The sequence below is a fragment of the Ancylobacter crimeensis genome (assembly GCF_023016805.1).
GTDB classification, from domain to species: domain Bacteria; phylum Pseudomonadota; class Alphaproteobacteria; order Rhizobiales; family Xanthobacteraceae; genus Ancylobacter; species Ancylobacter crimeensis.
The window spans coordinates 91,120-109,969 of the sequence record NZ_JALKCH010000004.1 but is presented as its reverse complement, the minus strand read 5'-3'; the positions used below and the strand labels follow the sequence as shown (position 1 = coordinate 109,969).

Here is an 18,850-nt window from a genome sequence, read left to right as displayed (position 1 = left end):
ACGGATCATGCAGCAGCAGACCATGACGGGCACCCCTGCCCTCGCTCCCGGCGCCTCGACAATCCCGGGCACGCCGCTGGTGGAGATGCGCGACATTTCCATCGCCTTTGGCGGCATCCATGCCGTGGACCGGGTGAGCGTCGACCTGATGCCGGGCGAGGTGGTGGCCCTGCTCGGCCACAACGGGGCGGGCAAATCGACCCTCATCAAGATTCTCGCCGGCGCCTACAAGGCGGATGGAGGCGAGATCCGCATCAAGGGCGAAACGGTGCCAATCGCGAACCCTCGCGACGCCAAGCGCTACGGCATCGAGACGATCTACCAGACGCTCGCCCTCGCCGACAATGTCGATGCCGCCGCCAATCTCTTCCTCGGCCGCGAACTCGTGACCCCATGGGGAACGCTCGACGATGTCGCAATGGAGGCGGCGACCCGAGAGGTGATGGGGCGGCTGAACCCGAATTTCCGCAAGTTCAAGGAACCGGTGCGCGGCCTCTCTGGAGGGCAGCGGCAATCGGTGGCGATCGCCCGCGCCATCCACTTCAATGCCCGCATCCTCATCATGGACGAGCCCACGGCCGCCCTCGGCCCGCAGGAAACGGCGCAGGTCGGCGAATTGGTGAAGCAGCTCAAGGCCGAGGGTATCGGCATCTTCCTCATCAGCCACGACATCCACGACGTGTTCGACCTCGCGGATCGGGTCAGCGTGATGAAGAACGGCAAGCTGGTGGGCACGGCGCGCACCGGCGACGTGACGCAGGACGAGGTGCTGGGCATGATCATTCTCGGTAAATGCCCGCCCGGCGCCCGCCCCGGTCCCGGCGCCTCGTGAGCCCTCAGCAGGGCGACTGTGAACCCTCTCCCTGCGCAGCCGGGTTCGACGGCTTGTCGATGGGATTGAGGCCGGTCGCCGTCTCCGGGTGACTGCTCTTGCTGCCATCCGGATTGTCGTGAGAGGTGCCGACGAAGGACCCGCCGGTGCCGCCCGTCCACCCGGTGGAACCCGCCCCACCCGGACTTGTGCCAGCATCGGCACCCTGGGTCGGCGGCGTTGCCGGGGCGTCCGGAGCCTTTATCCCGCTTGTGCAGCCGGTCGAGGGCTCCGCCGGGCTCTGGGCGAGGGCCGGCAAGCATAGGGCGAGCAGGAGGACCACTGGGGCAAGGGATGCGCGTAACATGGCGAGAGCTCCCGGCAACATCACCCAACGGCAACGCATCGCGGCGACAGCCGTTCCATGTTGCCCGCGTCGTCTATCCCGACGGTCGGTGAGTCGCACTGCGCTTTGCACGAAAATGCTCTAGAGACGTGCCGGTGAAAGGTGGATCGCGGATGATCGGCCGGGGAACGGGCATGATGGGGAAGGGCGGCACGGGACGGATCTTGCTGGCGCTCGCCGCCGGCTATCTGCTCGTGCTTCAGACCATGCTCGGTGGCCTTGCCACCGGCGCCCATGGTGCGGCGCGCTATAGCCCGGAACTGGCGGGACAGGTCATCTGCTCGGGTCTGGAAAGCGGCGGCGCCCAGCGTGATGGCGGCGCGCCCGTCGATCCCTCTCATCACACGCCCGATTGCTGCATGGCCGGTTGCCATCTGGCAGGAAGCGCTGGCACACCACCGACGCCGGCCGCGCTACGTGCGCCCCTAACCCATGCCCGGCCCTTCCGATGGCCGGATACCGGTCATGTCGCCCTCGGCACCCTGATCGCCGCCTACGCCGCGCGCGGCCCTCCGCTCGCCTGACGTTGATCGCGCTCCACGCCCATCTCGTCAGCACAGATGCCGGCAGTGACCGCTAAGCGGCCGCCGGCTGGAGAATGTTCATGAATCGCTCTCTTTCCCTCGGTCGCACCCGTCTGCTCGCCGGCCTGCTCGGCGCCGCCACCCTGCTCGCGCCCCTCGTCGCGCAGGCGCACGAATACAAGATCGGCGCCCTCGAGATCATCCACCCCTGGACCCGCGTGACACCGAACGGTGCCAAGGTGGCCGGCGGCTATCTCATCGTCGAGAATGACGGGGACACGGCCGACCGCCTGATCGGCGCCACCACCGAGGTCGCCGGGCGGGCCGAGATCCACCAGATGACCGTCACCGACGGCGTCATGACCATGCGCATGCTGAAGGACGGTGCCGAGGTGCCGGCCAAGGGCAAGCTGGAACTCGCGCCGGGCGGCTATCACATCATGATGCTGGACCTGAAGCGTCCGCTGGTCGAGGGCGAGAAGATCAAGGGCACGCTCACCTTCGCAAAGGCCGGGACCATTGCCGTGGACTTCAAGGTCGAGAGCATGAAGGGACCCTCCCCCGACGCCATGAAGCACGACATGAAGAACATGCCGGCCACGCCCGCCCAATAGCCGCACGGCGACAGAAGGACGGGCGTCGCCGCCAATATGCGGTGGCGCCCTTCCGGGACAGCAGCGCGTCTCCTATCATGCCCGGTGATGACACAGCGCCACGCCACCGCCGCAGAAACCGACGCCGACACGCCTGATGAAACCGCCGCAAAGCAGCGCGACGGGCTCTTCATCCGCATCTTTTTCGGCGACGGGCGTTTCCTCGGCCCCGGCAAGATCGAACTGCTGGAAGCGATCCGCTCCGAACGCTCCATCCTCTCCGCCGCACGCAAGATGGGCATGAGCTATCGCCGCGCATGGCTGCTGGTGGACGAACTCGACACCATGTTCGCCCAAGCCGTGGTGGTGACCCATCCCGGCCGTCGCGGGGCCGGAACCGACCTGACCGCCTTCGGCGAACGATTGATCGCCCTTTATCGCGAGGTCGAAGCCCGCAGCACCGCAGCCTCGGATGAGGCCATCGCGACCCTACGCGCGGCGCTGGCGCCGGAATGGCCCACGGTCAGGCCGGCGCCGACGGAGAATCCGCCGCGCTGAAGCTGGCGGCACGGCTGTCCACCGCCACTGACTTGACCAGCGCCCACACCTCCATGCCCACGGCGAGACGGAGCCGCTCCACGCTTTCCAGCGTCACCATGGCGTGCAGGCACGAAGCGCCGATGGCGAGTTCGACATCGGTATAGGGACCCTCGATGCGGCGGATGTCCGACACCTGCGCGGGGATGCGGTTGGTGACGGAGACGTCTTCCGGCCGTGCGAGCGCCAACGCGACGTCGCGGGAGCGCACTCGCGCGCGCATCGGCGCGCCGGGCTTCACATCCACCAGCGGCACTCGCAGCTCGCCGCCGGCGAAGGACAGCGTCGAGAGGCCGTAATCGGGATCGTGCCGCGCGACCACGCAGTCGAGGATGGTGCCGAGATCGAACCGCCCTACCACCGGCAGGATGTCCGGCCGCGACATCACCTCACTCACCGGACCGGCGGCGACCTGCCGTCCATCCGCAAGTGCAACCACGTGGTCGGACAGCCTCAGCACCTCGTCTATGGAGTGGCTGACATAAAACACCGGGAGCCGCATCTCGTCGCGCAGGCGCTCGATATAGGGCAGGATATCGAGCTTGCGGGCCTCGTCCAGCGCGGCGAGCGGCTCGTCCATAAGAAGGATGCGCGGTTGGGCCAGCAGCGCCCGGCCGATGGCGACGCGCTGGCGCTCGCCGCCGGAAAGTGTGTGCGGGCGGCGCTTCAGCAGGTGGCCGATGCCGAGCAGGTCCACCACCTGCGCGAAGCCGACGAACGGGGTTCCCCGCGCGCGGCGCTCGCCATAACGCAGGTTCTTCTCCACCGAGAAATGCGGGAAGAGGCGCGAATCCTGAAACACATAGCCGACGCGCCGCGCTTCGATGGGCAGGTCGATCCCGCGCTCGAGATCGAAATAGGTCTCGCCATCCACCACGATCCGCCCCGCAGCGGGGCGTACCACGCCGGCTACCGCCTGGATGATGGTGGTCTTGCCCGCGCCCGAGCGGCCGAACAGTGCGGTAACGCCGGCACCCGGCGCCACGAAAGCCGATTCCAGCCGAAAGCTGGATCGCTCGATACGGATGTCGATCTCGATCATGTGCGCCCGATCAGGATGCGCACACGCCGATCCACCAGATTCGACAGCAACAGGGCGGCGAAGGCCAGCACCACGGACACCGCAACCAGCCGTGCCGCCATGGCGTCGCCATCGGGCATATGGGTCGCGCTGTAGATGGCGAGCGGAATGGTCCGGGTCTGGCCTTCGACATTGGAGACGAAGGTGATCGTCGCACCGAACTCGCCAAGTGCGGAAGCAATGGCGAGCAGCGCCCCGGAGAGTATGCCGGGCATCATCAGCGGCAGGGTGATGGTGCAGAACACGTCGACGCGGTTCGCACCCAGCGTGCGCGCGGCGGTCTCAAGCCCGCGATCCACAGCCTCCAGCGCGAGCCGGATGGCGTTGACCGTGAGCGGGAAGCTCACCACCGCGGCGGCGACGGTGGCCCCAGCCGTTGTGAAGATGAGCTTTATGCCAAACCATTCGGCAAGGTATTGCCCGATGAAGCCACGCGCGCCGAGCGCAATCAGCAACAGATAGCCCACCACCACTTTTGGCAGGACCAGCGGCATATAGATGAGGCCGTCGAAAAGTCCTTTGCCGGGAAAGTTCGTTCTCGCCAGCAGAAAGGCGACGGCGATGGCAATGGGAAGGCTCCACACCGTTGCCCAGAACGCCACCTTGAGGCTGAGCAGGACGGCGGTCCATTCATCGGGGGTCAGCATCATCGGTTCGGCCATCCGGGCGGGCGGCAGGAACGGGGCGACGCACCCGCCGCCCCGTCTGTTTCAGCTCTGTCCGGCACGGTGCCGGACAAACCTCATTTCACCACGAAACCGTACTTCTCATAGATCGCCTTCGCTTCCGGCCCGGAGAGGAAGGCGAGCAGGGCGCGGTTCGCCTCGGTGTCCTGTCCCTTCACGATCTCGAAGGGATACTCGACCGGCGGATGGCTGTCGGCCGGGAAGGTCGCGACCACCTTCACGTTCTTCGCGATGGCGGCGTCCGTCGAATAGACGATGCCGGCGGCGGCTTCGCCGCGCTCCACCAGCGCCAGCGCCGCGCGCACGCTTTCGGCACCCACCACGCGGTCCTTAATCTTGTCCCACTGGCCGAGGCTGGTCAGCGCGGTCTTGGCGTAGATGCCGATCGGCACGCTGTCCGTCAGGCCGGTCGCGATCTTGCCGTCGGCACCAAGGAAGTCGGCAAAGGAAAAGGATTTGTCGATCGTCACCGGCTTCGCCTTATCCGCCGGCATGATGAGCACGAGGCTGTTGCCGATGGGCGTGACGCGGGTGGACTTGATCGTGAGATCCTTGCCCTCGGTGTAGTCCATCCACTTGTTGTCGGCCGAGGCGAAGATGGCGGCGGGCGCGCCGGCCTCGAGCTGCTTGGCGAGCGCGGAGGAGGCGGCGAAGGAGAAGGTCACCTTCTTCCCGGTCTTGGCGGTGTAGGCCGCACCGATATCCTGAAAGGCATTGGTCAGGCTCGCCGCGGCGAACACAGTCGGCACGTCCTGCGCCTGCGCGGGGCGGGCAACCGGGCCGAAGCCCAGCACCGCGAGCGCGAGAGCAGCGGCGCCGAGCACCGCGCGGCGCGGGCGAACCACGGCGAGAAGTGAAGAAGCAACGACAGAGGACATGGGCGGACTCTCCGTAAGGTATATCCGCCCATATACATCATCAGATATATTCGTCCAGACATATGACTGAACAGCCTTCCGCGCCTCGTGGTTCGGAACGGCGGTTTGGAAAAGAAATGGCCGCAGCCATGGCAGCGGCGTTAAAGATTCAATCGTCGATGAACCCGCAGTCGCGCGCGGCCTTGGACGCGGCATTCTCCGCATCGGCGAGAAACGACCACGCAGCGGCTTGCCCGTCCTTGCCGAACACGATGGAAGGACCGCGGCTGACCACACGCTTGCCGCAGCCATTATCAACAAGGGAGAACTCATAGATGTGATGCTCATCGCGGTGCATCACGCGGATGGTGGACGACGAGAGGGTTACGACGTCAAAGTCCGTACCGGTCATCATGTGGCGCCCTTTCCCCACCGACGCGGCTTGAACCGCCACGCCAAATCGAATGCGTTAAGAGTTTCTTTTCAGCCACTGTACCGGAAAGTTTCTCGTTCACCATATCATTCGACATGGTTTCGCCGGAATGCCGGCGAGTCGGCGCGCACGGGAGCCCGCCTTTCGCCGGCTTTCAGGTGGTATCCTCAAGAAACACACTCAAGCGCTTTCGAAAGGCAGCTCCGGTATTTGGAAACAGGTGGACTGATCCGTTCCAACCTGTCGGGCAGCCGCGTTCACACGGATTGCCGCGCCCTTTTTCTCTGGCGAGCGTCGTTCACTTTTTCGCACATCCCGCGGCATACCCGTTCGAGGAGCCTCAGCCCCGCTCCGCCTTCATGGCATCGAGCGCGGCACGGGCACGCAGCGTGTCCAACACCTCCTCGACCGGGATCGCAAGGCGACGGCGCCAGTTCGGCCTCTCGCGATCCGTGCCGGGCAGGTTTACGCCGATCGTCTCGCCCGCAAGATCGTCGATCTGGGTAAGGGCCAGCATGGAACGGCTGCGGGCGACATAGCCATGCACCGCCGCAACGAACGCATCGTCAAGCGGCGCCTCGAAATCCGGCAACTGGCCGATCAGCCCTTCCTGCTGCAACGCTTGCGCGAGCGTCTCCTTCTCCACCCGCCGTGCCACCCGTGCGCCGGCGGCGCTGGCCTCGTCCTCCAGCCTGATCGCCTGGCGCTCGTCGATGTCCGCGCCGTCCCACCACCCCGCCAGCGTCGGCAGATCGTGGGTGGAGACGCAGGCCGCCGCCAGCGGGGGATAATCGCGTGGCGGCATGAAGCCGGACGTCGAGCGCTCGAACCACAACACGCGATAGGAGAGCATGTTCTCGGCCGAAAGCTGCTCGCGCATGCCAAACGGCACGGTGCCGAGATCCTCACCGACGACCAGACAGCGCGCGCGATGGCTTTCGAGAGCCACCTGCCCGGCCATATCCTCGAAGGGGAAGGAAAGATAAGCCCCCTCCGCCGCGCTCGCGCCCTGCGGAATGAGGAAAAGCCGCCGGAGGCCCATCACATGGTCGATCCGCAGCGCGCCTGCATAGCGCATGTTCGCCGCCACGTTGCGGGCAAAACCGACATAGCCGTCCGCGCGTAGCGCCAGTGGATCAGGCGGCGGCAGGTTCCAGTTCTGGCCTTCGGGACCGAGCGGATCCGGCGGCGCGCCGACGGTCACGCCCTGCATCAACCGGTCGGCCTCAGCCCATGCCTCGGCGCCATCCGGAGCGGTGCCGACCGCAAGGTCACGGTAGAAGCCGACCGAGAGCCCCGCCTCCTGCGCGCGGGTCGCCGCGCTCTGCAGATGCCGATCGGCTGTCCATTGCTGCCAGAGCGCGAAACGCACCGCGCGGGCATTGGCATCGATGAAGGCGCGCACCGCCGGCGCATCGGGTTGACGCAGGGTTTCCGGCCAGCTCCGCCAGCCGTCGCTGCCCTGCTGTTCAGCCAGCGCGGTGAAGGTGGCGAAGCGCAGCAGCGCCTCCCCGCCCTCCGTGACGAAACGGTCGAAGGCCGCATCGCCACCCGCTTCGAACAGATCGAAGGCCGCCGCAAGCACCCGGCGTTTGGCGCCCCAGACGGCGGTGTAATCCACCGCTCCGGAGGCACCGAGCGCAGAGAACACCGGAACCGCCGCCTCCCAGGCCGCCCGCAGTGCCTCGCTTTCGCCGGGCGCTGCCAGTTCGGCGACGTCGATATAGATCGGGTCGAGGAAGCGTCGGTCGGAAGGATAATAGGGGCTGGCGCGTTCCCGGTCGTGCGGGAAGAGCGCGTGCAGCGGGTTCAATCCCACCAGCGCAGCGCCGCGCGTGGCGGCCGCCTCGGCCAGCGTTGCCAGCGCCGAGAAATCCCCGATGCCCTGGTCATTCCGCGTGCGCCGCAGCGCATAGAGATGGGCGACGATGCCCGACGCCCGTCCGCCATTCCCCAGATGCGGCGGCACATAGCTCGACGTCGGGGCGACGGTTACGATGCAGCTTTCCCCGTCCAGCAGCAGCCCATGCCGGCCGAGCGGCAGTGGCGGCAAGCTGATATGGCGCACCAGCGCGAAGCGTCCGTCCGGACGCGGAAGTTCGGCCCGCTCGCCCTCGTCCGGCGCAACCGGCCAGAGCCGCTCCTCGCCATTTTCGAGCCGAATCCGAAGCTCGAGGCGCCGCGTCGCCCGCGCCGCCGCCCCGCCGAGGCGCAGGCGCGCCGTCGCCCCTTCTCGCACCACCAACGCCTCGGGAACGGAGCGCGCAAAGGTCTGCTCCGACAACCAGACGAGGCTGTCCGAGGCATCGCCGCGCGTGTCCGCCGGCAGCCGCATCGCTTTCAGCAGCGCGCGCTTGGTGTCATCAGGTACCTCATGGCGCAGGCCGCTCACATCCTGCCAGTGCGCGGCGATGCTAGCCGCAGCGGCGAGCCTTTCCAGCAGCGCTGGATCGGCCGAGCGGCGCGGCGCATCCGGCACCCGCTTCTCGACGATCACCGTGACGCTGCGCGCCGCCGCCGTGAAGCGCTCCTCCACCAGCCGAAGCGTGGTGCCGGCCTGGGCGCGGGAGGTATCGATCCGCACCTCCCAGTCATGCTCGTCGCGCGCTTCAGGCAAGCGGATGTCGGCGGCATGAGCATCGCCGTTCAGCACCACCGCAACCCGGTCCGCCTCGCCTCCCCGCCCTGCGGCGGCGTAGAAGACGGCCACGAGCACGCGGTTGTCGGGATCCTGCCAGTTGACCGGCGTGCCGTCCCCAGCCCGCCACTCGACATCGGGAAGGGTGCTGGCGTCGAGCGGACGACCGGTCAGGGGCATCTCGCCGCGCAGCGCGGGATGCTCGCGCCGAAGCGTCACGAGCGATGCGGTAAAGGCGACGAGGGCCTCGTCCATCCGGCTCCAGTCGAGCCAGGTCAGCGCATTGTCCTGCGCATAGGCGTTGTTGTTGCCGCTCTGCGAACGCCCGCATTCGTCGCCCATGGTGAGCATCGGCGTGCCGCGCGCGACCAGCAAGGTTGCCAGCAGCGCACGCGCATCGGCCTGCCTGCGGGCAATGATGGCGGGGTCATCGGTGGGGCCTTCCGTGCCATGGTTCCAGGAGTGGTTGTCGCCCGTTCCGTCCCGATTGTCCTCTCCATTGGCCTCATTGTGCTTGCGCTCATAGGAGACCAGGTCGGACAGCGTGAAACCGTCATGCGCGGTGACGAAGTTTACCGCCCGGGACAGCGGGCGCCGCCTGGCCGCGAAGACATCGGCCGAGCCGGCGAGCCGGGTGGCGACCTCGCCGATCATGCCCTGGTCGCCGCGCCAGAATTTGCGGGCCGTGTCGCGGAAATGATCGTTCCACTCCGCCCATTCCGCCGGAAACCGCCCGACCTGATAACCGCCCGGCCCGATATCCCACGGCTCCGCGATCAGCGCCCGGTCGCGCAGCAGCGGATCCTGTCCGATGGCACCGAAAAACGGAGCATGGATGTCGAAGCCGTGCGCCGTGCGGCCCAGCGTTGCCGCAAGGTCGAAGCGGAAGCCGTCCAGCCCCGTCGTTGCCCAGCGCCGAAGACTGTCCATGGCGAGGCGCAGCACCGGCGCAGATTCCAGCGCCAGCGTGTTTCCGGTTCCCGCATCATTAATGAGCTCGCCGGGATCATGCGTCGCATGACGGTAATAGGTGGCGTTGTCGAGGCCGCGCAGCGAGACGGTCGGGCCGTAGACGTCGCTCTCGCCGGTGTGGTTCAGCACCACGTCCAGCACCACGCTGATCCCCGCCGCGTGCAGGGCCTCGACCGCCAACCGAACATCGGCGAAGCCGCCGGGCGCAAGGCGCGGGTCCGGGGCGCCGAACACCACCGGATTGTAGCCCCAGTAATTGCTGAGCCCCAGCGACGGCAAATGGCGCTCGTCGATCCAGGCCATCGCCGGCATCAGTTCGACCGTGGTGATGCCGAGCCGCACCAGATGCGCAATCGCCGCCGGATCGGCAAGACCGGCAAACGTGCCGCGCAGTTCCAGGGGAACCTGTGGGTTGAGCCGGGTGTAGCCGCGCACATGCAGCTCGTAGAACACCTGCCCATCCCAGCGAAACGGCACCTGGAACGGCGCGATGACGCGTCCCGCCGCCTCGACGACGGCCTTCGGCACGAAGGGAGCGCTGTCCGCATCATCGCGCGAGGCGCCACGCGCGCGCTGGTCGAACATCGACACGTCGAGCACGAAGGGCCGGTCGAGCCGCACGGCGTAGGGGTCGACCAGCAGCTTGGACGAGTTGAAGCGGTGCCCGTGCGCGGGATCCCACGGGCCATGGGCACGCATACCGTAGCGCGCGCCATCGCCTATGCCGGCGATATGGCCGTGGAACACGTCTCCGGTCTGTTCGGGCAGAACGACGCGCGCGACGTCCTCCTGCCCGGTTTCGTCGAACAGGCAGAATTCAATCGCCGTCGCGTGCGCCGAAAACACCGCGACGTTCACGCCCTCGGCGTCGGCCGTCACTCCAAGCGGTTCTGGTACTCCTGCCGAAATCCGGTAGGCGTTCACGCGGCGCGCTCCGCCACGACATCCTCATAGAGCCTGGCATATTGCGCCGCCGGGCGGGTCCAGGACACGTCGCAGGCCATGGCGTTGCGCTGCGCTTTCTCCCACGCCGGGCGATCGCGCCACAGATCCGCCGTCCGCCGCAACGCGCCCTGCAGCGCCGCCGCCGTCACGGGCTGGAACTGGATGCCGGTACCGACTCCCGCCGCCCGCGCCATCTCATTGGTATCGATGACGGTGTCCGCCAGCCCGCCGACCCGCGCCACCACCGGAAGCGCGCCATAGCGCAGCGCCGCGAGCTGGGTGAGACCGCACGGTTCGAAGCGCGAGGGCACGAGCAGCGCATCCGAGCCCGCCTCGATCAGATGCGCCAGCGTTTCGTCATAGCCGATCTGCACGCCGACCTGGCCGGGGTTGGCCGCGGCTGCGCTGGTGAAACGGTGCGTCAGCAGGGCATCCCCGGCGCCGAGCAAAGCGAGCTGGCCGCCCACGTCCATGAGCACGCCGAGCGAATCCGCCACCAGATCGAGCCCCTTCTGCCAGGACAGCCGGCTGACGACGCCGAAGAGCAGCGCCTCCGGATCGGGGGCGAGGCCGAGCCGCTCCTGCAGAGCCCGCTTGTTGGCGGCGCGCGCGTCCAGCGTGTCGACGTCGAATATCTCCGGCAGCAACGGATCGGCCGAAGGATCCCATACGGCGGTATCGAGGCCGTTCAGGATGCCGTGCAGAGCAGCGCCGCGCTGGTTCAGCAGCCCATCGAGCCCCATGCCGGCGTCGGGTTGCAGGATTTCCTGCGCATAGGTGGGCGAGACGGTGGTGATGCGGTCCGCGAGTTGCAGCCCGGCCTTTAGGTAGCCGATCTGGCCGAAATACTCGACGCCGTCCATGCGGAACGCGCTCCAGGGCAGGCCGAGCACCTCCATGAGATGCATCGGAAACTGACCCTGAAAGGCAATGTTGTGAATGGTTATCACGCTGCCCGGCCGCCGGCCGCCGGCATAATGCAGATAGGCCGGGGTGAGCCCGGCCTGCCAGTCATGGGCATGCACGATGTCGGGGGCATAGCCGGGCAGCAGGCCGCGGCCAAGGCCGGAGCCGATCGCGGCCAGTGCGGCGAAGCGCTGGGCATTGTCGTTCCAGTCCCGGCCCGAGGCGTCCGTATACAGGCCGCCGGGCCGGTCATAGAGGTGCGGGGCCTCGATGGCGAACAGCGAGAGACCCGCAGCCGTACCGGAATGAAGCCGCGCCGGGCCCCCGAACAGATCGTCGAAATACCAGGCCTCCTCCCGGTCCGAGAGCCCCGCCAGCACTGCCGGATAACCCGGCACGAGGGTGCGTACCTCGATGCCGAGCGGCGCCAGCGCATGGGGGAGCGCACCCACCACATCCGCAAGGCCGCCGGTCTTTACGAGCGGGAACACCTCGGAAGCGACCGAGAGAACCTTGATGCCTGCCATCACCCACTCACTTCTGCAGGGCGTCGATCATGGGCTGGGTGATGAGGCACACCCCTTTTTCGGTACGACGGAACCGCCGGGCGTCGAGATCCGGGTCCTCGCCGACCACCAGCCCGTCCGGGATCTGCACACCGGCGTCGATGACGACATTGCGCAGCCGCACCGAACGCCCGATCCGGGCGTAAGGCAGGATGACGCCGCCCTCGATGGCGCCGAAGGAGTGGATGTGCACGCCCGTGAACAGGAGGGAGCGCCGAAGCTGCGAACCCGAGATGATGCACCCGCCTGAAACGAGGGATTGCAATGCCTCGCCGCGCCGACCTTCGACATCATGCACGAACTTGGCCGGCGGCGTGATCTCTCCATAGGTCCAGATCGGCCAGTCGCGGTCGTAGAGGTCGAGTTCCGGGACCACCTCGGTGAGGTCGACATTGGCCTCCCAATAGGCATCCACCGTTCCCACGTCACGCCAGTAGGGCGTCAGCTCCGAGCCGGAGCGCACGCAGGAGCGCGAGAAATGATGGGCTCGCGCCGAGCCGTGCTTCACGATGTAGGGAATGATGTCCTTGCCGAAATCGTGGGACGAATGAGGGTCCGCCGCATCCCGCCGAAGCTGATCGATCAGGAACTTGGTCTCGAAGACATAGATGCCCATGCTCGCCAGCGACCTGTCCGGGTTGCCGGGCATGGGCGGCGGGTTCTTCGGCTTTTCGAGAAAGGACAGGATGCGGTCTTCCTCGTCCACATGCATCACGCCGAAGGCGCTCGCCTCGCCGCGCGGCACCTCCAGGCAGCCAACGGTCACATCGGCGGCCTGGTCGACATGCTGCTGCAGCATGATCTCGTAGTCCTGCTTGTAGACGTGGTCACCCGCCAGGACGATGATGTATTTCGGCTCGTAACCCTCAATGATGTCGAGGTTCTGATACACCGCGTCGGCCGTTCCGAGATACCACATCGTTTCCGACACGCGCTGGCTGGCGGGAAGGATGTCGAAGCTCTCATTGCGCTCATGGCGGAAGAAGTTCCATCCGCGCTGCAGGTGCCGGATGAGGCTGTGCGCCTGATACTGGGTCGCCACGCTGATGCGGCGGATGCCGGAATTGAGCGCATTCGACAGCGTGAAGTCGATGATGCGCGACTTGCCGCCGAAATACACCGCCGGTTTCGCCCGGCGATCGGTCAGCTCCAGCAGACGGCTACCTCGGCCGCCTGCGAGCACATAGGCCATTGCCGAGCGGGCGATGGGGGCATTCACTGGCGCCGGCCGTTCCATGCAGCGCGTCTCCCTTAAGTAATTGTCCGTTCCAGGTTCACGCCTTCGCGCTCATCCGGTTCCCATTTGAAATAAAGGCACGCAAGCGGTGGCAGTGCGATCTCCGCGCTTGCCGGCTGGCCGTGGGCCGGCTGATGATCGGCGAAGACGCCACCCAGATTGCCCGTTCCCGAGCCGCCATAGCAACTGGCATCGGTATTCAGCACCTCCTTCCAATAACCGGAGCGCGGCAGGCCGAGGCGATAGGCCGAGCGCGGGACCGGCGTGAAGTTGACGATCATCACCACCGGCGGCCCGCCCTCCCCGTCTTCGCGCATCCAGGCGAAGACAGCCTGATCGCGGTCGTCGACCACGATCCAGCGGAAACCGTCGCCCTCGCAGTCGCGGGCATGAAGGGCGGGAACGGCGCGGTAGAGCGCATTGATGTCGCGCACCACACGCTGCACGCCTTGATGCAGCGAGCCATCCCAGACCAGATGCCAGTCCAGCGAACGGGCCTCGCTCCATTCCCGGCGCTGGGCGAATTCCTGGCCCATGAAGAGCAGCTTCTTGCCAGGATGGGCCCACATCATCCCGTAATAGGCCCGTACCGTCGCGAATTTCTGCCAGTCATCACCGCCCATGCGCGAGAGCACGGTGCCTTTGCCGTGCACCACCTCGTCATGGGAGAGCGGGAGCACGAAATTCTCGGAAAAGGCATAGGCCAGGCCGAAGGTGATCTTGTCGTGGTGCCAGCGGCGATACACCGGATCGAGCGAGAGGTAATCCAGCGTGTCGTGCATCCACCCCATGTTCCACTTGAAGCCGAAGCCGAGGCCGCCATGGCTCACTGGCCGGCTGACGCCGTCCCATGAGGTAGATTCCTCCGCGATCACGCTCGCCCCGGGGTTGAGGGCGTAGATCGTCTCATTCGCGTAGCGCAGGAACTGCACCGCATCCTTGTTGTCGTTCGAGCCATCCGGATTTGGCGCCCACTGGCCTTCGCCGCGCGCATAATCGAGATAGAGCATGGAAGCGACCGCATCGACGCGCAGGCCGTCGATATGGAAACGATCGAGCCAATAGAGCGCGCTCGCGGTGAGGAAGTTCGAGACCTCGCGTCGGCCGAAATCGTAGATCGCCGTGTTCCATTCAGGATGGAAGCCGCGGCGCGGGTCGGCATGCTCGTAAAGCGGGCCACCGTCGAAATGAGAGAGGCCATGGATGTCGGTCGGGAAATGCGCCGGCACCCAGTCGAGGATCACGCCGATGCCCGCTTCATGCGCGGCGTCGACGAAGCGGGCGAAGCCCTCCGGGTCGCCGAACCGGCTGGTGGGTGCGAACAGCCCGATCGGCTGATAGCCCCATGACTGGTCCAGCGGATGCTCGGAAATCGGCAACAGTTCGATATGGGTGAAGCCGAGCCAGTGCACATAGGGGATCAGCTGCTCGGCGAGCTCGTCATAACTCAGGAATCGGTCGCCCTCTCCCCGCCGCCACGAGCCGAGATGGACCTCATAGATCGACATCGGCTCGCGCCGCGGATCGGCGTTGGCGCGGCGGGCGAGAAAATCCTCGTCGGTCCAGTGAAAGGGCTCGGCGCTCGCCACCACGGAGCCGGTGGCCGGGCGGAACTCGCCGCGCTGGCCGAAGGGGTCGGCTTTCAGCGGCAGAAGACGCCCGTCCGCGGAGACGATCTCGAACTTGTAGATCGCATCCGCTCCGATACCGGGCGCAAAAATTTCCCACAGACCGCTGTCGACGCGCTTGCGCATCTGGTGCAGCCGGCCGTCCCAGCGGTTGAAATCGCCAACCACCGAGACGCGGGAGGCATTAGGCGCCCACACCGCGAAAGCGACGCCGTCGACACCCTCATGTGGGCCGATATGGGCGCCGAGCCGCTCATAGAGCTGGCGATGCGTACCCTCGACGAGCAGATAATCGTCCATCGGCCCGAGCACAGGGCCAAAGGAATAAGGATCGTCGAAGGTCCATGTTCCGCCGGCATTGGTGGCTTTGAGGCGGTAGCGCGCCCAGGTCGGGCGTCCGGGCATGAGCGCTTCGAAGAAGCCGGAATGCCGCGCCTGCATGGGTGCGATAGGGGTCCCGTCCGGCTCTACCGCCTCAAGCGTTTCCGCGTCGGGCACGAAGGCGCGAAGCACGACGCCTTGCGGGGTCTCATGGGGACCGAGCAAGGCAAAGGGATCCGGATGGCGAACCCCAACCAGCGCGTCGACCTCCCGGTCTGGCGCCTGCCACGCGCACATAATCGTCGACCTTTCCCGCGCCCTGAAGACGCCCATCAAGTCCGGCGAAGCACCCAAAGTTCCGCGCAGCTTTGCCCCAAATCGCGCGCGTCACAAGCCACTATCACACCTCCCGTGACGAAAAGCCTATCGCCACCCGCTGAACGTGCAAAACCGTGCACGTCCGTGTCCGCCGGGCGTGTCGGGGCGTGAGGGAAAAGCGCGTATGGAAGCGGGAGGCGGCCCGGCTCGCGGGCCGCCCGTCAGGAACATGCAGGCTTCAGCGCACCGGCTTGACCGGCACGTCCCAGATGTCCTTGGCATATTCGGAGATGGTGCGGTCGGAGGAGAACCACGCCATGTTCGCGGTGTTGATGATGCTGGACGTCCACCACGCATCCTTCTTGTTCCAGCGCGCATCGACCGCGCGCTGGGCGTCCCAGTAAGCGTCGAAATCCGACGTCACGAGAAAATAGTCGTGGTAGCGCAGCGCGTCGGTCAGCGGCCGGAAACGGTCCCGCTCATCGGGCGAGAACACGCCGGACTCGACCGCGTCCAGCACCTCGCCGAGATGCGGGGAGCGGGCGATCGAACCGGCCTCGTCGATGCCGGTACGACGGCGTTCCTCCACCTCGTCGGCGGTGAGGCCGAAGATGAAGATATTGGCGTCGCCCACATGTTCCTTGATCTCGACATTGGCGCCGTCGAGCGTGCCGATGGTCAGTGCGCCGTTGAGCGCCATCTTCATGTTGCCGGTGCCGGATGCCTCCATGCCGGCCGTGGAAATCTGTTCGGAGAGGTCCGCCGCCGGAATGATCGCCTCGGCGAGGCTCACATTGTAATTCGGCAAGAACACCACCTTCAGGAGATCCTTCACCGTCGGATCATCGTTCACCACTCGCGCCACATCATTTGCCAATTTGATGATGAGCTTGGCCTGATGGTAGCTCGCCGCTGCTTTTCCGGAGAATATCTTCACCCGTGGCGCCCAGTTCTTCGCCGGATTGGCGCGCATCGCCTCATAAAGCGCGATGGTCTCCAGAATATTGAGAAGCTGCCGCTTATATTCGTGGATGCGCTTGATCTGAACGTCGAACAACGCACCGGGATTGACCTTGATCTCCATGCGATCGCGGATGAGCCGGGCGAGCGCGACCTTGTTCTGCCGGCGCACCGCGGCGAGACGCTCGTGCAGCGAGCGATCTTCGGCCATGGGGACGAGTTTTTCGAGCAGGGTCGGATCGTCGAGCACGCCCGGACCGCACGTCTCGGCCAGCAGTCGGGTAAGGCCGGGATTGGCCTCGATCAACCAGCGGCGGAAGGTGATGCCGTTGGTCTTGTTGTTCATCCGCTCCGGATAGAGGCGGTAGAAATCCTTGAAGACGGTCGTCTTCATGAGTTCGCTGTGCAGCGCCGCGACGCCGTTGATGCTGTGCGAGCCGAGGAAGGCGAGATTGCCCATCCGCACCCGGCGCCCGCCCCCTTCCTCGATCAGCGAGACGGATGACAACAGCGCGTCGTCGTCGGGGAACTTCGCGCGCACCTCGCCCAGATGCACGGCGTTGAGCAGATAGATGATCTGCATATGGCGCGGCAGCAGCCGTTCCATCAGCGGAACAGGCCATGTCTCCAGTGCCTCGGGCAGCAATGTGTGGTTGGTGTAGGAGATGGTGCGGCGGGTGATGTCCCACGCCTCGTCCCATTCCAGGTCATGCTCGTCCACCAGAACGCGCATCAACTCCGCCACCGCGATGGCGGGATGGGTGTCGTTGAGCTGGATCGCGACCTTGTCGGGCAGAGAGCGGACATCGCCGAAGCTGTCAATGTGCCGGCGCATCAGGTCGTGCAGCGAGGCGCAGGTGAAGAAATATTCCTGCCGCAGCCGCAATTCCTGGCCCGCCGGGGTGGCATCGCTCGGATAGAGCACCTTGGAGATCGCCTCGGCGCGCACCTGATCGGCCAGCGCACCGACATGGTCGCCCTGGTTGAAGGCATCGAGCCGCAGCGGATCGGCCGCACGCGCGGACCACAGACGCAGCGTGTTCACATGGCGTCCGCGCCAGCCGCAGATCGGGGTGTCGTAGGCCACCGCCTCGACCCGCTCCCCCGGATGCCAGACATGCTTCTTGCGGTCGTTGGACAGCGGAACCGCCTCGACCGAGCCGCCGAACCCGACATCGTAGAAGACCTCGGGACGTTCGAATTCCCACGGATTGCCGAAGGAAAGCCACTCCTCGGGATATTCCTGCTGCCAGCCATTCTTGATCACCTGCCGGAACAGGCCGTGGTCGTAGCGGATGCCGTAGCCATAGGCGGCGATGGACAGCGTGGCCATACTGTCCATGAAACAGGCGGCGAGCCGGCCGAGACCGCCATTGCCGAGCGCGGCGTCGGGCTCGACCTGCCGCAGCCGGTCCAGATCGACGCCGAGATCGCCGAGCGCATGGCGCACCGTGTCCAGAAGCTCGAGATTGGTCAGCGCATCGAACAGCAGCCGGCCGATCAGGAATTCGAGGGAGAGATAGTAGACGCGCTTGCGTCCCTCCGAATAGGTCTGTCGGGTCGAGGTGATCCAGCGGTCGACAATGCGGTCGCGGGTGGCGAACGCCGTGGCGAGAAACCAGTCGCGATCGCTTGCCGCGGCCGGATTCTTGCCCACCGCATAGGTCAGCTTCGCGATCACCGCCGCGCGGAACCGGGCAACATCGTCGCTGGCCGGGCTTGGCATCACCGATGCCGCTCCGCCCTTTTCGAGCGTGTTCGCGTCGACTTCCATCGTCATATCCCGCCTGTGCTCCCAACTGCCTTCACCGCGACACATCATACCGCCCGGGGGGCGATGATGTGCCAGCGACGTTCATTCACATCATGCAACGTTTTGGCCAGTTTCGTGACCCGCCGACGCTTTCCCCTTCACCGGCGCTTTCACGGCCACGGCGTCCGGCATCATCGCTGCCCACCTTGACCGCTTCACGTCAGACGAAGCTCATCTTCATGTCGGTCGCGCGCGCCGCTCGAAGGCCGCAAGGGCTACTACCAGCCAGCCGGCGATCGTCAGCGTGCCCCCGGTCGGCGCCGCCATCGGGAACAGCACGAGGCCGACGAGGATGCGCATGGCGATCGCGCCGCTGAACAGAGCCGTGCCGAGGGCGATCATCGCCCCGCCGACCTCCGCGAAGGACCAGCCCGGCCCGCCCGCCACGGCGAACGCCGTGATGCCGAGCAGGGAGAGCGCGCCGAACAGCAGGAATTGTGCGGCCGTCGCAAGGCTGGCATCGACCGCCATGTGGGCGGCAGCCGCGGACAGCGCCACGCCGGCGGCGCCGTAAAGTCCCGCGAGCCCGACAAGAAGGCGGCGCAGAGCGTTCATCGC

Annotated in this window: 14 protein-coding genes; 4 read left to right on the top strand and 10 right to left on the bottom strand. The window is 66.3% G+C overall.

Translation table 11 applies throughout. The annotated features are described in order from the left end of the window. The first annotated feature begins 22 nt into the window (after positions 1-22). From MWN34_RS06670 to MWN34_RS06655, 4 genes are all read left to right on the top strand, one after another. Positions 23-832, top strand: coding sequence for an ATP-binding cassette domain-containing protein (locus tag MWN34_RS06670; protein WP_247028351.1), 810 nt, complete (start codon positions 23-25; stop codon positions 830-832). A 519-nt stretch (positions 833-1,351) separates the two neighbouring features. Beyond that, positions 1,352-1,741, top strand: coding sequence for a DUF2946 family protein (locus MWN34_RS06665; protein ID WP_247027845.1), 390 nt, complete (start codon positions 1,352-1,354; stop codon positions 1,739-1,741). 80 nt (positions 1,742-1,821) lie between these two features. Then, the gene (locus MWN34_RS06660; protein ID WP_247027843.1) at positions 1,822-2,355 is read left to right on the top strand and encodes a copper chaperone PCu(A)C; all 534 of its coding nucleotides are present in this window, start codon (positions 1,822-1,824) and stop codon (positions 2,353-2,355) included. Between the two features lie 87 nt (positions 2,356-2,442). After that, complete coding sequence (locus tag MWN34_RS06655; protein ID WP_247027841.1) at positions 2,443-2,892, top strand: winged helix-turn-helix domain-containing protein; 450 nt, start codon at positions 2,443-2,445, stop codon at positions 2,890-2,892. Here MWN34_RS06655 and modC read toward each other — a convergent pair. From modC to MWN34_RS06605, 10 genes are all read right to left on the bottom strand, one after another. Continuing rightward, on the bottom strand, positions 2,858-3,973 hold the full coding sequence (gene modC, locus MWN34_RS06650) for a molybdenum ABC transporter ATP-binding protein (RefSeq protein ID WP_247027839.1): 1,116 nt from the start codon (positions 3,971-3,973) through the stop codon (positions 2,858-2,860). The genes MWN34_RS06655 and modC overlap by 35 nt on opposite strands. Further along, positions 3,970-4,659 carry a molybdate ABC transporter permease subunit gene (gene modB / locus MWN34_RS06645; RefSeq protein WP_247028350.1) on the bottom strand — a complete coding sequence of 230 codons (690 nt, stop codon included), beginning with the start codon at positions 4,657-4,659 and terminating at the stop codon, positions 3,970-3,972. Before modB ends, modC begins: the two co-directional genes overlap by 4 nt. 95 nt (positions 4,660-4,754) lie before the next feature. Further along, entirely contained in the window at positions 4,755-5,576 is an 822-nt protein-coding gene (modA, locus tag MWN34_RS06640) for a molybdate ABC transporter substrate-binding protein (RefSeq protein ID WP_247027837.1), read from the bottom strand. A gap of 148 nt (positions 5,577-5,724) precedes the next feature. Next, positions 5,725-5,970 (bottom strand): hypothetical protein, encoded by a 246-nt coding sequence (locus MWN34_RS06635; protein WP_247027835.1) that lies wholly within the window; start codon positions 5,968-5,970, stop codon positions 5,725-5,727. 358 nt (positions 5,971-6,328) lie between these two features. Continuing rightward, positions 6,329-10,522, bottom strand: coding sequence for a glycogen debranching protein GlgX (gene glgX, locus MWN34_RS06630; RefSeq protein ID WP_247027833.1), 4,194 nt, complete (start codon positions 10,520-10,522; stop codon positions 6,329-6,331). Next, on the bottom strand, positions 10,519-11,976 hold the full coding sequence (gene glgA / locus MWN34_RS06625; protein WP_247027830.1) for a glycogen synthase GlgA: 1,458 nt from the start codon (positions 11,974-11,976) through the stop codon (positions 10,519-10,521). Before glgA ends, glgX begins: the two co-directional genes overlap by 4 nt. A 7-nt stretch (positions 11,977-11,983) precedes the next feature. After that, positions 11,984-13,252 (bottom strand): glucose-1-phosphate adenylyltransferase, encoded by a 1,269-nt coding sequence (gene glgC / locus MWN34_RS06620; protein ID WP_247027828.1) that lies wholly within the window; start codon positions 13,250-13,252, stop codon positions 11,984-11,986. Between the two features lie 14 nt (positions 13,253-13,266). After that, a complete protein-coding gene (gene glgB, locus MWN34_RS06615; RefSeq protein ID WP_247027826.1) occupies positions 13,267-15,498 on the bottom strand; it encodes a 1,4-alpha-glucan branching protein GlgB in 2,232 nt (743 codons plus the stop codon). A gap of 259 nt (positions 15,499-15,757) precedes the next feature. Beyond that, complete coding sequence (locus tag MWN34_RS06610) at positions 15,758-18,205, bottom strand: glycogen/starch/alpha-glucan phosphorylase (protein ID WP_425532070.1); 2,448 nt, start codon at positions 18,203-18,205, stop codon at positions 15,758-15,760. A gap of 264 nt (positions 18,206-18,469) precedes the next feature. Beyond that, on the bottom strand, positions 18,470-18,847 hold the full coding sequence (locus tag MWN34_RS06605) for a DUF423 domain-containing protein (RefSeq protein ID WP_247027822.1): 378 nt from the start codon (positions 18,845-18,847) through the stop codon (positions 18,470-18,472). Positions 18,848-18,850 lie beyond the last annotated feature (3 nt).

What these genes read in the sequence shown, in the direction of transcription:
- MWN34_RS06670 (WP_247028351.1), top strand. Translation starts at nt 23, where the DNA reads ATGACGGGCACCCCTGCCCTCGCTCCCGGCGCCTCGACAATCCCGGGC.
- MWN34_RS06665 (WP_247027845.1), top strand. Translation starts at nt 1,352, where the DNA reads ATGATGGGGAAGGGCGGCACGGGACGGATCTTGCTGGCGCTCGCCGCC.
- MWN34_RS06660 (WP_247027843.1), top strand. Translation starts at nt 1,822, where the DNA reads ATGAATCGCTCTCTTTCCCTCGGTCGCACCCGTCTGCTCGCCGGCCTG.
- MWN34_RS06655 (WP_247027841.1), top strand. Translation starts at nt 2,443, where the DNA reads ATGACACAGCGCCACGCCACCGCCGCAGAAACCGACGCCGACACGCCT.
- modC (WP_247027839.1), bottom strand. Translation starts at nt 3,973, where the DNA reads ATGATCGAGATCGACATCCGTATCGAGCGATCCAGCTTTCGGCTGGAA.
- modB (WP_247028350.1), bottom strand. Translation starts at nt 4,659, where the DNA reads ATGCTGACCCCCGATGAATGGACCGCCGTCCTGCTCAGCCTCAAGGTG.
- modA (WP_247027837.1), bottom strand. Translation starts at nt 5,576, where the DNA reads ATGTCCTCTGTCGTTGCTTCTTCACTTCTCGCCGTGGTTCGCCCGCGC.
- MWN34_RS06635 (WP_247027835.1), bottom strand. Translation starts at nt 5,970, where the DNA reads ATGATGACCGGTACGGACTTTGACGTCGTAACCCTCTCGTCGTCCACC.
- glgA (WP_247027830.1), bottom strand. Translation starts at nt 11,976, where the DNA reads ATGGCAGGCATCAAGGTTCTCTCGGTCGCTTCCGAGGTGTTCCCGCTC.
- glgC (WP_247027828.1), bottom strand. Translation starts at nt 13,252, where the DNA reads ATGGAACGGCCGGCGCCAGTGAATGCCCCCATCGCCCGCTCGGCAATG.
- glgB (WP_247027826.1), bottom strand. Translation starts at nt 15,498, where the DNA reads ATGTGCGCGTGGCAGGCGCCAGACCGGGAGGTCGACGCGCTGGTTGGG.
- MWN34_RS06610 (WP_425532070.1), bottom strand. Translation starts at nt 18,205, where the DNA reads ATGCCAAGCCCGGCCAGCGACGATGTTGCCCGGTTCCGCGCGGCGGTG.
- MWN34_RS06605 (WP_247027822.1), bottom strand. Translation starts at nt 18,847, where the DNA reads ATGAACGCTCTGCGCCGCCTTCTTGTCGGGCTCGCGGGACTTTACGGC.